7 protein-coding genes are annotated in these 13,924 nt (G+C 73.7%); 3 read left to right on the top strand and 4 right to left on the bottom strand.

Going from position 1 to position 13,924, the window contains the following annotated elements; genetic code table 11:
- Positions 1–774 precede the first annotated feature (774 nt).
- Positions 775–3,141, top strand: coding sequence for a LamG-like jellyroll fold domain-containing protein (locus WMF26_RS06580; protein ID WP_437999611.1), 2,367 nt, complete (start codon positions 775–777; stop codon positions 3,139–3,141).
- A 100-nt stretch (positions 3,142–3,241) separates the two neighbouring features.
- On the opposite strand, the gene WMF26_RS06585 is transcribed toward WMF26_RS06580, so the two are convergent.
- From WMF26_RS06585 to WMF26_RS06595, 3 genes are all read right to left on the bottom strand, one after another.
- On the bottom strand, positions 3,242–3,727 hold the full coding sequence (locus tag WMF26_RS06585; RefSeq protein ID WP_437999612.1) for an SRPBCC family protein: 486 nt from the start codon (positions 3,725–3,727) through the stop codon (positions 3,242–3,244).
- Positions 3,724–4,074 carry an ArsR/SmtB family transcription factor gene (locus WMF26_RS06590; RefSeq protein ID WP_437945272.1) on the bottom strand — a complete coding sequence of 117 codons (351 nt, stop codon included), beginning with the start codon at positions 4,072–4,074 and terminating at the stop codon, positions 3,724–3,726. Before WMF26_RS06590 ends, WMF26_RS06585 begins: the two co-directional genes overlap by 4 nt.
- Before the next feature lie 196 nt (positions 4,075–4,270).
- The gene (locus WMF26_RS06595) at positions 4,271–6,118 is read right to left on the bottom strand and encodes a sigma 54-interacting transcriptional regulator (RefSeq protein ID WP_437999613.1); all 1,848 of its coding nucleotides are present in this window, start codon (positions 6,116–6,118) and stop codon (positions 4,271–4,273) included.
- Between the two features lie 111 nt (positions 6,119–6,229).
- Between WMF26_RS06595 and WMF26_RS06600 the strand changes: the two genes are divergently transcribed.
- On the top strand, positions 6,230–10,207 hold the full coding sequence (locus WMF26_RS06600; protein ID WP_437999614.1) for a protein kinase domain-containing protein: 3,978 nt from the start codon (positions 6,230–6,232) through the stop codon (positions 10,205–10,207).
- On the opposite strand, the gene WMF26_RS06605 is transcribed toward WMF26_RS06600, so the two are convergent.
- Positions 10,200–11,873 carry a protein kinase domain-containing protein gene (locus WMF26_RS06605; RefSeq protein ID WP_437999615.1) on the bottom strand — a complete coding sequence of 558 codons (1,674 nt, stop codon included), beginning with the start codon at positions 11,871–11,873 and terminating at the stop codon, positions 10,200–10,202. The two genes, WMF26_RS06600 and WMF26_RS06605, sit on opposite strands and share 8 nt — an antisense overlap.
- A gap of 213 nt (positions 11,874–12,086) precedes the next feature.
- Here WMF26_RS06605 and WMF26_RS06610 point away from each other — a divergent pair, with 213 nt between their 5' ends.
- Positions 12,087–13,880 (top strand): AMP-dependent synthetase/ligase, encoded by a 1,794-nt coding sequence (locus WMF26_RS06610; RefSeq protein ID WP_437999616.1) that lies wholly within the window; start codon positions 12,087–12,089, stop codon positions 13,878–13,880.
- Positions 13,881–13,924: the final 44 nt, after the last annotated feature.

Below are 13,924 nucleotides of genomic sequence, written 5' to 3' on the forward strand. Positions count from 1 at the left end.
CGCGCGACGCCCTGATGCGTCATCGGTGGCTCGAGCGTCCTGCGAGGAGCTCGGGCCCTGTCGTCGTTCGTCTTTCGTCTTAGCAGCCCGTGTGCCTGAGCCGTCGCCGCGGGCGCGGCGCGCTCTCCCGGGCAGGGCGCGCCTTCCGGGCGGGCTCGTGCAACTCTTGCACGACCGGGCCATGTAACTCTTGCCTGATCCCGGTAACTCCTGCATCCGGCGGCTCCCCCGGTCGCGCGCGGTCTCCTGCGCGGGGCGAGCCTCTCGGCGCGCCGCTCGCCGCGCGGACCTGGCCGCCCGGCCGCCGCCGCGTTGCGCCCGCCTCCGCCGCCAGCGCGGCGTCGGCGGAGAGATGCCTTCGCGGCGCGATGCCCCGCCCGCGCCCGCCGCGGGCGCCGCCAGGAAGATGAATTGATTGCATGGGCCACATGATGGCGATGAGTTGCGAGGCGACCGCTTCGCGGTTAGACATGGGCTCGCCGGACTGGGGATATGTAAAGATACGTTAACGATGTCAGGTTCTTGCTTCAGCAGCGCTGGAGCATTGAATTGAGCAGCTCCGCTCGCTAAGGAATCGGCCGGTCGTCGGTCGCCTGGAGCGCGAGCTGCCAGGTGGAAGCGCTCGATGCCAGCGCGGTCGTGGTGACTCTTGGAGACCACGGCTCGCGCGAGCGCCAAACCCGAACAGCCCGGTCGAGTCAGACGGACACCCGCTGCAGCGCTCCGCGCTCGGTCGGAGCCCGTGCGGTCAACTCTCACCCAACGAGAACGTCAATGCGGAACCTCTCCTTCGGCTTCGCCCATCCTCTTGCGACCAAAACCAGCGCGGCCGCGGTCCTCGCCCTCATCGCCCTGGGCGCCGCCGCATGCGGAAGCCATGATGTCGGCGAAGGCTCATCCGGTGATGCAGAGCTCGCGCTCGATCAGGCCGACGCGCCGATCGGCGCGGCGATCGCGCCGCTCTCGGCGCCCCGGTCGGCGGTCGGCTTCTGGCGGTTCGACGATTGCGACAGCTCGACGACAGAGCTGTCCGACGCGTCGGGCAATGGCGCGACGGCCACCCGCTCGGCCGGAGCGGCCTGCGCGCAGGGCAAGAGCGGCCTCGGTATCTCCTTCGACGACAGCAACGACACCGTCACGATCGCCGACGATCCTCGCTTCACGTTCGGGCAGAACCTCGCGGTCGCCGCGTGGGTCAACCCCACCTCGGTGTCGGGGTCGACGGTGCGGACGATCGCGCAGGAGCGGAACAACAGCGGATCGAGCTTCTCGCTCGCCGTCCAGAGCAACGAGGCGAGGTTCGCCGTCACCCTGGCCAACGGGCGGACGGTCACCGCCCGCGCCCCGATCCAGGCCAACGTGTGGACGCACGTCGCGGGCATCTACGACGGCAGCCTCGTGCGGCTCTTCCTCAACGGTCAGCAGGCCGGCCAGGCCAGCGCCACGGGCGCGATCCGCGATATCAACGCGCCCATCCAGATCGGCAACAACCCGCAGCGGCAGCGCTTCGCGGGCCTCATCGACGAGGTCTGGGTCTCCGCCAACCCGCTGACCGGCGACGAGATCGCCCAGCTCACCTGCATCCGGCACCTCGGCACGGTCGTCGCCACGCCGGAGAGCAGCGGCCCCCCGGGCACGCCTGTGACGTACCAGATCGCGGTCACCAACAACGATGAGGCGGAGTGCAGCCCCCGGAAGTACGGCCTCAACCTCTTCGGCCGGCCGGGGATCCTCTCCACCGTGAGCCCCGGGAGCATCCCCGACGTCGGGCCCGGGAGCACGGCGACGTTCTCGGTCACCGTGACCGGCACCGAGGCCGTGGACCCGGGCGTCTATCAGCTCACGTACGACGTGATCAACCCCGACTCGCCCGATTCCTTCTTCGTCGCGTCAGGGAACCTCACCTACGAGATGATCGCGCCGGCGGGCTGCTTCGTCCGGACGAACCGCGAGATCTTCGTGAAGCACCTCAGCGTCGTCGAAGATCCCATCCGCACCACGTTCAACGGGCCGGCCGGCGATCCCCGGACGGGCGCGTGGACGTTCGCGCGGCTCATGGAGGACATGGCCCCCACGCCGGCCGACGCGCCGGCCATGGTCGAGCAGATGTTCGATACCTGGCTGACCGATCAGGCCGTGAACGGCTTCACGGTGCCGGCGCGCCCGGCCATTCAACAGGTCGTGTTCGACGAGTGGCCGAGGAGCCCTGACGGGTCGCTCGACCTCCGGCAGGCCCCGCTGATGCTGCTCGGCATCGTCAACAGGATCGACGTGCGGAACCTCGCCGAGGGGCACGCGGGCGAGGGGCGGTTCGTGTTCGGCGTCTTCAGCCAGGGCTTCGCGCAGCAGTTCACCCTCATCCTGGAGTACAAGCTCCCCGCGTCGACCGAGGCCGACGTGCTCGACTGGGCGAACGCGTGGCACGCGCTCGGCAGCCTGCCCTTCCCGTCCGAGCAGTACAACGCCGCCCTCCAGGCGATCACCACGCGCTTCGCGGGCCGGAACGCCGCGCCCGGCAGGCCGAACGGGAGCGCGCTCGGCCAGCTCCGCACGAACGAGATCGCGCTCTCGGACCCGTGGGAGCTGCGCGAGTTCGTCCTCTCGCCCGAGACGGGCTTCCTGCGCCCGGAGACCGTCAAGCTGACGCCGGACATCGGCTTCGACGGCTCGGCCACGCTCGCGGCCTACGTGAACCAGAACGAGGCCGCGATCCTCCTGGAGCAGCACACGGTGCCCGACACGTTCCAGGGGAGCCCGTTCCTCGCCGGCTCGTCGTTGAACAACCTCACGGCGTGGATGGCCCCGGGCATCCTCAACAACGAGGCGCGGCACAAGTTCTCGCTCAACACCTGCAACGGGTGCCACGGGGCGGCCGAGACCGGGACGCCGTTCCTGCACGTGAACGTGAGGGCGCCCGGGAACGAGGGGACGCTGTCCGGCTTCATGACCGGCATCGAGGTCCCCGATCCCGTGACCGGCGCGCCGCGCATGCTGAACGACCTCGCGCGCCGCAACCAGGATCTGAAGGCGCTGGTCTGCGCGCCCGTCCCGGGCTTCGCAGCCGCCGCGGCCGCGGAGCGGCCCGGCGCGGCCGCGAGCCGCTCGGCGTTCATCCGCCGCGGCATCGGGCGCGTTCACTGATCCGCGACAGCCCGGGTGGGCGCGGCGACTCGGCCGCGCCCGCCGGGGCAACGGCCGCGGGAAAGCCGCCGGAGCCGGGGAGCGCCCCGCGAGGGGACCCTCACTTCGTGTAGCGCCTGTCGAGCTTTCCGAGCTGGCTCGTGAAGCCGGCCCTCTGCATCTCCGTGGTCTGCGCGTCGTGCATCGCGTGGAGCGTCACGGCCATGTGAGCGCCGTGCGCCAGCGGGGTGAAGAGGACGTCGATGCGGCTCTCGTACGCCTCGACGCCCGGGAGAAAGTCGATAACGCTCGCGATGGTGAGGGCCTTCTGCGGCGAGAAGGCGCTGAAGCGGGCGCGCACCTCCGTGGACGTCGGCTGCCCGCCGCGCTTCATGGCCTCGATCACCTTCGGGTCGTCGGCGATCATCGTGTAATGAAGGAGCCCGTTCTCCTTCGGCTCGAGCGCGTGGACCTCGACCCGGAACCCCTCCGGACCCCACCAGGACTCGAATCCATCCTTGGTCGCCCAGAGCTCCCAGAGCTCGGAGACCGACGCCGGATAGGTGCGTTCGATGAGGATGGTGGCTTTTTCGGCTGTCGCGTTCATTCACTTCGTCCTTTCTTGGTCCCGCTGTTTCGCGCCGTTCGTCTCGCCTCGAGCGCCTGGCCAAACCGATCCAGGCGCTTCTCCCAGAGCGACCGGTAGCGCCCCACCCAGTCGTCGAGCTCTCGGAAAGGCTCCGGGCGCAGCGAATAGAGCCGCCGGGTGCCCTCCGCCCGCACCTCCACGAACCCGGCCTCCCCGAGGATGCGCAGGTGGCGCGAGACGCCGGACTGCTGAATCGAGACGAGCTCGACGAGCTCACCGACCGCGCGCTCGCCGTCGAGCAGCGCCTCCAGGATCAGACGCCGCGTCGGGTCGGCCAGCACTTCGAACAATTCCGAGCTGGGCATGGGCTAAACATACGCACTGGTATATATACATGCAAGTGAATATTTGATCGCGCGGCGGGCGCCTCGTCCCCTCGGCGAGCGCCCTCTGCTCTCGAGCCGAGTCTCGAGCCGAGCGCTGCCCCGCCGGCGGAGCGCCGGAAGGGGCCCGCGGCCCCGAGACTCGCCAACTCCGCCCGGAGCCGCGCCCGGCGGCGCGTCACCGCCTGCGCTTCGCCAGCCCGTAGCGGTTCATCTTCAGCACGAAGGTCCGGAGCGGCATGTGGAGCGCCTCCGCCGCCTTCGTCTGCACCCCGCCCGCCGCGGCGAGCGCCTCGGCGATGCGCGTGCGCTCGAGCTCCCGCACCTCCTCGGCGAGCGGCCGGAAGCTCCGGCCGGGCCCCCTCGAGGCGGGGGCCGCGGCGCCCGCCGGCGCCACGGAGGGCGGCGCGCTCTCGGCGCGCGGCGGGGCCGGCGCGAGCGGCGCGGGCAGGTGCCCCCGCTCGACGATGCGCGCGCTGACCGTCGCCGCGATGTACTCGATCACGTTCTTCAGCTCGCGCACGTTGCCCGGCCACGCATGGGTCGCGAAGAGCTCCGTCGCCTCGGTCGACAGGACCATCTCCTCGCGCCCCGCCCGCGCGCACGCGTCGGCCAAAAACGCCCGCGAGAGCGCGAGGATCTCCCGGGGGCGCTCCCGGAGCGGGGGCAGGATCACGGTGGCCGCGCCGAGGCGGTAATAGAGATCCTGCCGGAAGCGGCCCGCCTTCACCTCGCCCTGAAGATCCTTGTGCGTCGCGGCGACGAGGCGGATGTCGACCTCGCGCTCGCGCACGTCGCCCAGCCGGAGGATCTTCTTGGCCTCGATCGCGCGCAGGATCTTCGCCTGCGCGCTCGCCGAGAGATCGCCGATCTCGTCGAGGAAGACCGTCCCGCCGCTGCCGTGCTCCAGGAGGCCGGGCTTCGGGCCCGCCGCCCCGGAGAACGCGCCGCGCTCGTAGCCGAACAGCTCGCTCTCGACCAGGCTCTCGGGCATCGCGGCGCAGTTGAGCGTGACGAGCGGCCGCTTCGCCCTCGGCGACCACTCGTGCAGCGCGCGCGCCGCGCTCTCCTTGCCGACGCCGGTCTCGCCGGTCACGAGCACCGGGAGGTCCGTCGCCGCGAGCCGCCGGATCAGGTCGAACACGCGCACCGTGGCCGCGTCGGCGAGCACCGTGCGCTGCCCGCCGATCTCCAGCGTGGTCACCGCCTCCGCGGCGGCCGCCGCCTGCCCGGGCAGGGCGACCTCCGCCGCGGCGCGCGCCGACGCGACCAGGGTGTCCGCGTCGCACCCGTCCGCGGGCGCCGTCGCCACGCCGGCCCTCGGCGCCGCGTGCGCCGGCGGGGCGGCGCCCGCGGCGCGCGCCGCGTCGAGCAGCCGCTGCACGACATGGCCCGCCGCCGCGGCGTCCGCCTCCGGCAGGAGCACGAGCAGCCGGTCGTCGGCCTCGAAGCCCGCGAAATCGGTCACCGCGAGCTCGCGCTCCAGCGCGCCGGCGACGGCCTCGCGGGCGGCGGCCGCCCCGAGCTGGACGGCGATCACCGCCGCCGGCCGGTCGTGGCGCAGCGCCCGGTCGATCTCCGCCTCGATCCGGCGCCGCAGCTCGGCGAGCTCGAGGATCTGCCGGCTCCGCGCGGGGCGGGGGCACCGCATCACCACCACCGTGTCGCCGATCGACACGACGTCGCCCGAGCCGAGCGGCCTCGCGCCGTCGACGGGGACGCCGTTCAGCAGGGTGCCGTTCCGGCTGCCGAGATCCACGAGCTGCGCGCGCCCGTCGAGCAGCACGATCTTCGCGTGCTCGCGCGACGCCGAGGTGTTGCGGAGGCGCACGTCGGCCCGGGGCCCGCGGCCGAGGAGCACCACGCCGCTGCGCGGGAGGCGGAGCACCGACGAGGAGCTCCCCTGCACGACGAGCAGGTACGAGCCGCCCTCGCCGGCCCCGCGGGGCGCGTCATCTGTTCGGGTCGGACCCCAGGACGCCGTGGCCTCGCTCATCCCCTCGCGGCCGACTCTCTCATTCGGCACCAGCGCGCGCAAGGCTAGCGGCGGGCGCCGGCGACCGCTTGCACAGGCAGGAACCGCGACACGCCGCATGGTAGGCTCGCCGCCCGCAGGCCGGGATTGCAGAGCGATTGAATGCAGGGGCCGCTCTCCAGCACAGCGCGATTCACGATCGGCCGCCGCCTCGGCGAGGGCGCGTTCGGCGTCGTCTACGAGGCGCACGACCGCGAGCGAGGCGCGCGCGTCGCAATGAAGTCGCTCCACCGCCTCGACCCGGTGGCGCTCTATCGGTTCAAGCGCGAATTCCGGGCGCTGTCCGAGGTCGTCCACCCGAACCTTGTCGCGCTTCACGAGCTGTTTTCCGAGGACGATCGGTGGTTTTTCACGATGGACCTCATCGAGGGCGCCGATTTCCTCTCCGCCGTGCGCGGCCCCTCCGCGCAGCGCGCCCCGGCGCAGAGCGCCTCGATGCGCGCCCCCGCCGGCGGCGATCCGGACGAGACGGCGCCGGTCGTCTCGTCGATGTGGCCCGAGCCGGTCGCCTCCGGCGCCGCGCGCGGCTTGGACGACGCCGCGCGCGGCTTGGACGACGCCGCGCGCGGCTTGGACGACGCCGCGCGCGGCTTGGACGACGCCGCGCGCGGCTTGGACGACGCCGCGCGCGGCCTTGGCGGCGCCGCGCGCGCGCCGGCCGCCGCCCCGCCGCCGCGCTGGGGGCCGCTCCGGAGCGCGCTCTTGCAGCTCGCCCAGGGCCTCGCCGCGCTCCACGCGGCCGGCAAGCTCCACCGCGACCTGAAGCCGTCGAACGTGCTCGTGACGCCCGAGGGCCGGGTCGTCATCCTCGACTTCGGCCTCGTCACGGAGCTCTCGACGGGCTCGATCGACCAGAGCGGCAGCCACATCGCGGGGACGCCGGCCTACATGGCGCCGGAGCAGGCGAGGCGCGGGACGCTGTCGCCCGCCTGCGACTGGTACGCGGTGGGCGTCATGCTCTACGAGGCGCTCACGGGCCGGCGGCCGTTCGAGGGCGGGGCGCTCGAGGTCATCGTGCAGAAGCAGCGGGACCGGCCGCCCCCGCCGAGCGAGCTGGCGGACGGGATCCCGGGCGACCTCGACGCGCTCTGCGCCGAGCTCCTGCGGCCCGAGCCCGGCGAGCGGCCCCCGGCGCACGAGGTGCTCCGGCGGCTCTCGCCGCCGGACGGCGAGGCGGAGGGCCGCGCCCGCGGCGAGGCGGGCGCGCCCGAGCGGCCCCGGGCCCGGAGCAGCGCGCCGGCCCCGGGCGCGCCGTTCGTCGGGCGAGCGGGGCACCTCGAGGCGCTGCGCGGCGCCTTCGCGCGCGCGAGGGGCGGCAGGGCGACCACCGTGCACATCCACGGGACCTCGGGCGCGGGCAAGACCGCCCTCGTCCGCCGCTTCCTCGACGAGCTCTCGGCCGCGGGCGAGGCGGTCGTCCTCGAAGGCCGCTGCTACGAGCGGGAGTCCGTCCCGTACAAGGCCGTCGACAGCCTCATCGACGCGCTCAGCCGCCACCTCGCGCGCCTCCCCCGCCTGGACGCCGCCGAGCTCATGCCGCGCGACGTGCACGCGGTCGTGCGGCTCTTCCCCGTGCTCGGGCAGGTCGACGCGATCGCCCGGGCGCCGCGGCGCGAGGTCGAGCCCCCGGACGCCCGGGAGCTCCGCCGGCGCGGGTTCGCTGCCCTCCGCGAGATCCTCGCGCGGATCGCGGACCGGCGGCCGCTCGTCCTGTTCATCGACGACCTGCAGTGGGGCGACGCCGACAGCGCCGCGCTCCTCACCGACCTCCTGCGCGAGCCCGACGCGCCCGCGCTCCTCTTGCTCCTCTGCTACCGGAGCGAGGACGCCGCGCGGAGCGAGCTCGTGGCGCGGCTGCTCCCGCCCGACGCGGCCGGCGCGGACGCGGGCGACGTCCGCGCCCTCGCCGTCGGCGCGCTCTCGCCCGAGGAGGGGCGCGCCCTCGCCCTGGCCCTCCTCGGCGGCGGCGACCGGGCCGCCGCGCAGGCCGACGCGATCGCGGAGGAGGCCGAGGGGAACCCGTTCTTCGTGCTCGAGCTCTCGCGCGAGGTCGAGGGGCGCGCCGCGCCCGAGTCGTCGCGCGGCGCCGGCGTCCGGCTCGGGTCGGTGCTCGCGGGCCGCCTCCTGCGCCTGCCCGCGGCGGCGCGGCGGCTGCTCGAGGTGGTCGCCGTGTCGGGCAAGCCGCTCGGCCGCCGCGACGCCCGGGAGGCCGCGGGGCTCACCCCCGACGAGGAGCAGGCCGCGCTCGCGGCGCTCCGGGCCGGGAGCGCGATCCGCACGCGGGGCCAGCGCGACGAGCAGGAGCTCGAGACGTTCCACGACCGCATCCGCGAGGCGGCGCTCGCGCAGCTCGGCGCGGCGGAGCTCGCGGAGGTCCACCTCGCGCTCGCCGCCGTCCTGGAGGCGTCCGGGCGGGCCGAGGCGGACGTGCTCGCGATGCACTTCCGGCGCGGCGGGCGCGCCGACGAGGCGGCGCGCTACGCGGTGAAGGCGGGCGATCGCGCGGCCGAGGCGCTCGCGTTCGATCGCGCCGCGGAGCACTACGCCGCCGCGCTCGAGGCGGCGCCCGCAGGCGCGGACGGCGCGGACGACGCGCGCGCGCTCCGGATCAAGCTCGCCCACGCCCTGCGCAACGCCGGCCGCGGCGCCGAGGCGGCCCGGGCGTACGCCGCCGCGGCCGAGGGCGCGCCGCCGCGGGAGAGCCTCGATCTGCGGCGCTGCGCCGCCGAGCAGCTGCTCGTGAGCGGCCACATCGAGGAGGGCAAGCGCGCGCTCGCGGGGGTGCTCGCCTCGGTGGGGATGCGGCTCGCCGAGCGCCGGTGGGCGGTCCTGCTCTCGCTCCTGTTCTGGCGGATCCTCCTGCGCCTGCGCGGGTTCCGCTTCCGGGAGCGCGACGCGCGCGCGCTGCCGGCCGAGACCCTGACGCGCCTCGACATCTGCTGGTCGGCCTCGGTCGGGCTCGCGATGGCCGACGTCCTCCAGGGCGCCGCGCTCCAGGCGCGGCACCTCTACCTCGCGCTCCGCGCGGGCGAGCCCTACCGCCTCGCCCGCGCTATCGCCACCGAGATCGGGCACCTCGGCACCGATCACGTCGTGGGGCGCCGCCTCGCCCACCGGCGCTACGCGACGGCCGCGGCGCTCGCGGAGAAGGTCGGCGATCCGTACCTCGTCGCGGTCAACAAGTGCATGCTCGGGGTCGTCGAGTGCCTCTCCGGGCGCTGGGCCGAGGGCCTCGCGCTCTGCCGCGAGGCCGAGGATCTCCTGCGCGCGCGGTGCGCCGGCGTCGCGTGGGAGCTCGGCACGAGCAGCCGGTTCATGATGGTGGCCCACTACCACCGCGGGGAGCTCGACGCGCTGGCCCGGCTGGCGGCCCCGCGCATCGCCGACGCGGACGCGCGCGGCGACCTCTACGCCGCGAGCTTCTTCCGGGTGGGGCTCACGTACATCGTGCCGCTCGCCGCGGACCGGCCGGACGCCGCGCGCGACGAGGTGCTGGCCGCCATGGCGCGGTGGCCGCGCCGCTCGTTCGACCACCTCGACTGCCTGGAGACCGTGGCGCTCGGGCGCATCGATCTCTACGCCGGGGCGCCGCTCGCGGCGCGGCGGCGGATCCGGGACCGCTGGCGCAAGATCGCCTGGTCGTTCCTGCCGAGGTTCCAGTACTACCGCGTATTGATTCATCATTTGCGCGCCTCCGCGGCGCTCGAGGCCGCCGCGCACGCGGCCTCCGGCGACGCCCGGCTCGCGCGGCGCCTGCTCGGCGAGGCGGAGCGGGACGCGCGGCGGCTCTCGCGCGAGGGCGCGCCGTGGGTCGCGCCGATGGCGACGTCGCTGCGCGCCGCGATCGCGGCGCAGCGGGGTGAGGCCGCCCGGGCGCTCTCGCTCCTCGAGGCGGCGGCGGCGGCGTTCGACGGGAGCGAGATGGCCCTGTTCGCCGCCTGCGCCCGCCGCCGCCGCGGCCAGCTCCTCGGCGGGGAGGAGGGCCGCGCCCTGATCGAGGCCGCGGACGCGTGGATGGCGGGCCAGGGCATCCGGAACCCGGCCCGCATCGCGGCGATCTTCGCGCCGGGGTTCAGCTGAGGTCGATCTCGACGGTGTGCACCGCGGCCATCGCCGGCGAGGCGCGGAGCGCCGCGAGCAGCGGGCCGCGCTCCTGCCGATCGTCGCCCTCGGCCCGGTGGGCGACGATGAGCAGGAGCGCGGCCGGGTCGGGCGGGGCCAGGATCTCCGCGAGCAGCGCGGCGCTGTCCGCGTCGCCCCAGTGGGCGTCGTCGATGAACACGATCACCGGGCGGCGATCGGAGAGCCGCCCGAGCAGGTCGCGGAGCGCGGCCGACGCGCGCGCCCGGAGGCGCGGCTCGCCCTCGTCGTCGGCGGGGCCCCGCGGCGAGGCGCGCACGGCCGGGACGCGCGCGAGCACGGGAAAGACGCGGGCGAGCGCGGCGGCGCCGCGGGGCATGAGCGCGGCGGCCTGCTCGGGCGGGGCCCGCACGAGGTGGCGGCTGAGCGCGTCGATCGCGCCGTCGAGCGCCTTGAACGGCACCTGCTCGCGCTCGTGGCACCGGCCCTCGAGGACGAGCGCGTCCTCGGCGAAGCCGTCGAGGAAGGCGCGCACGCGCGCGCCCGGCTCCGCCCCGGCGGCGCCGTGGACGAGGACCAGGCACGGCTGCCCCCCGCGCGCCCGCGGGAGCGCGCCGGCGAGCGCGTCGAGCTCCGGCCCGGGCGGGCGCGCCGCGCGCGCGCCGCGGCCGCCCTGCGCCGGGGCCGGGGCCGCCGGGCTGCCCGCACCGCCGAGGCGCCGGATCACCTCGGGGCCGGAGGGGCGCCGCTCCGGCGCCGTGCACAGGAGATCGTCGGCGAGGCTGGCGAGGTCGTCCGGCGCCCACGGCGCGACGTCCTGGAGCCGGCGGGGCGCGGCGCGTTGCTTCTCGGCGAGGATCTCGAGGGGCGTCCCCGCGAAGGGCGGCTCTCCTGCGAGCGCCTCGAAGAGCATCACGCCGAGGGCGTACCAGTCGGCGCTCGGCGTGACGGCGCGCGCGCTCACCTGTTCCGGCGCCATGTACCGCGGCGTCCCCACGAGCTGCTCGGCGTCGGTCGCGCTCTGCCCGCTGTGCGACAGGCGCGAGGCGATGCCGAAATCGAGCACGACGGCGCGCCCCTCGGGCGTGACGAGCACGTTCGAGGGCTTGAGGTCGCGGTGGACGAGCCGCGCCTCGTGCACGGCCAGCAGCGCCCGGGCGACCTGGACGAGCGACGACCGCACCCGCGCGACGTCGGCGCGCGCCTCCGGGCGATGGTCCGCGCCGACATCGATCGACGTGGGCGATGCGGGCCAGCGCACGACGGCTTCTTCCTGCGTGACGTCGAGATCGATTCCCTCGTCCGGGGGCGCCGTGCTCGGGAGATGGGTCTCCGGGGCCGGGGCCGTGGTTGGCGCGGCGCCGCCTGCGGCGCCCTGCCCGCGCACGTAGGTGAGCCAGTCCACACCGTGGATGAGCTCCATGGTGAAGAGCCACTCGTCTCCGCTGCCGATGAGATCGTGGAGCCGGACCAGGTTGTCGTGCGCGATGTCGGCCAGCGCCCGGAATTCCCGCTTGAAGCGGTACAGCGCCGGCGCGCTCACGCGCGCGAGGGTCTTCAGGGCGACGCGCTCGCCGCGCGCGCGATCGAGCGCCTCGTACACGATCCCGAAGCCGCCTGCCCCGAGCCGCCGGACGATCTGAAAGCGCTCGGGGACATGCGGCATGGCGGCTACGCGAGGTGAGGTCCCTGTGGAGCGACCGTATCAGGTCGTGGCGCTCGGCGGCCAGCGTCGAGCGCGGCCTCCGGAACCTCGGAAGCCTCCGGTGGTGGACCGGCGCGCCAGCGCGCTTTCGAGGCTGATTGACAATGCCCTGGCGGCTCCCGCATCCTGGGCTCCGATCACCCACCCGAGGCCCCGAGGCCGCAGGAAGATGCCATGAGCACCGTTCTCCACCGTCTGGATCAGTGGGCCAACGAATCCCCGTACGCGCCGGCCCAGCGTTATAAATCCGGGGGCGAATGGACGACGCTGACGGCGCGAGACGTTCGCGACCGGATCCACCACCTGGCGCTGTTCCTCGAGTCGAGGGGGTTCGACGCGAGCCAGATCGGCGCGATTCTCTCGTACAACTGCCCGCAATGGGTGCACGTCGATCTCGCGGCGCTGCTCGTCGGGGGCAAGTCGGCGGGGCTCTATCCGAACTCCACGGCGAAGGACATCCACTACATCCTGACGCATACCGAGGCGACGCTGCTCGCGGTGCAAAACCGGGAATACTTCCAGAAGATCTCCGGGGAGAAGGGCGAATCCGCCGCCCCTGACAGCGTGCGATGGATCCTCGTCTTCGACGGCGACACGTCGATCTCTCCGAAGGCGATCTCGTACGAATCGGCGCTGGCCGAGGGCCGCGCGCTCGCGCAGCGGCCGGGCGCGAAGACGTACGCCGATTACCTGGCGAAGATCGACCCCAGGGCCGGCGCGTTCCTGATCTACACCTCGGGCACGACGGGCAACCCCAAGGGGGCGATGATCTCGCACGACAACCTGGCCTACACGTCGGACATGGTGGTGAAGTACTGGGGCCTGCCGTTCGCGCGCGGCACGATGTTCTCGTTCCTCCCGCTCTGTCATATCGCCGAGAAGCTGCAGAACGTGGGGGTCGGCATCACCCAGCGCTATGCCGTCAATTTCTGCTCGAAGTTCGAGAACGTCTCGGTCGAGCTCCCCGAGGTGCAGCCCACGCTGCTGCTCTGCGTGCCGCGCCTCTGGGAGAAGATGATGGAAGGCGTGATGGCGAAGGTGCGCGGCGGCAAGGGCGCGAAGAAGAAGCTCGCCGAGTGGGCGCTCTCGGTCGGCGCGCGCGTGGCCGAGGCGAAGTATGCGAAGCGGGCGCCGAGCCCGCTCGACGCGTTGCAGCTCAAGCTCGCGGACAAGCTCGTGCTCGGCAAGGTGCGCGCCGCCCTCGGCCTGGGCAAGGCCGAGATGCTGGCCTCGGGCGCGGCGGCGCTCGCGCCGCACATCTCGACGTGGTTCCGCGCGCTCGGCCTGGAGATCCTCGAGGATTTCGGCCAGACCGAGTCGACCGGCGTCATCTGCATGACCGAGCCTGGCGTCGAGAGCGCGGGGACCGTGGGCAAGCCCGTGCCCGGCGTGGAGTTCAAGCTGGCCGACGACGGCGAGATCCTGACGCGCGGCCGGCACGTGTTCGTCGGCTATTACAAGGACGAGGCGGCGACCGCGGCCGCGCTCGAGGACGGCTGGCTGCACACGGGCGATCTCGGCGAGTGGAACGAGCGCGGGCAGCTCAAGATCCGCGGTCGAAAGAAGGAGATCCTCAAGACCTCCGGCGGCAAGATGATCGCGCCGCTGCCGATCGAGGAGAAGCTCAAGGCGGCGGAGATCATCAGTCAGGTGTGCATGGTGGGCGACGGCCGCAAGTACCTCTCGGCGCTGATCACCCTGACCGAGGCGAAGCTCGCCGAGCTGAAGGGCCGTGGCGCCCTGAACGGCGACGCCGCGATCACGACCCCCGAGGTGGTCGGCCAGGTGAAGGCGCACATCGACGCCCTGAACGCGGGGCTCGCGAGCTTCGAGCAGATCAAGCGGTTCACGGTCCTCGGCCGCGAGTTCTCGGTGCAGGACGGCGAGATGACGCCGACGCTCAAGATGAAGCGCAACGTGATCGAGCAGCGCTTCCGCGGCGTGATCGACCAGATGTACGCCGAGTAAACCCAGTAAACCAAGTCGGCCGAGTAAACCGAGTCGGCCGAGTA

The sequence above is a fragment of the Sorangium sp. So ce185 genome (assembly GCF_051526825.1).
In the GTDB taxonomy this organism is placed as follows: domain Bacteria; phylum Myxococcota_A; class Polyangia; order Polyangiales; family Polyangiaceae; genus Sorangium; species Sorangium cellulosum_D.

Excerpts from the sequence above, each read along its gene's own strand:
- WMF26_RS06580 (WP_437999611.1), top strand. The coding sequence starts at position 775 with ATGCGGAACCTCTCCTTCGGCTTCGCCCATCCTCTTGCGACCAAAACC.
- WMF26_RS06585 (WP_437999612.1), bottom strand. The coding sequence starts at position 3,727 with ATGAACGCGACAGCCGAAAAAGCCACCATCCTCATCGAACGCACCTAT.
- WMF26_RS06590 (WP_437945272.1), bottom strand. The coding sequence starts at position 4,074 with ATGCCCAGCTCGGAATTGTTCGAAGTGCTGGCCGACCCGACGCGGCGT.
- WMF26_RS06600 (WP_437999614.1), top strand. The coding sequence starts at position 6,230 with ATGCAGGGGCCGCTCTCCAGCACAGCGCGATTCACGATCGGCCGCCGC.
- WMF26_RS06605 (WP_437999615.1), bottom strand. The coding sequence starts at position 11,873 with ATGCCGCATGTCCCCGAGCGCTTTCAGATCGTCCGGCGGCTCGGGGCA.
- WMF26_RS06610 (WP_437999616.1), top strand. The coding sequence starts at position 12,087 with ATGAGCACCGTTCTCCACCGTCTGGATCAGTGGGCCAACGAATCCCCG.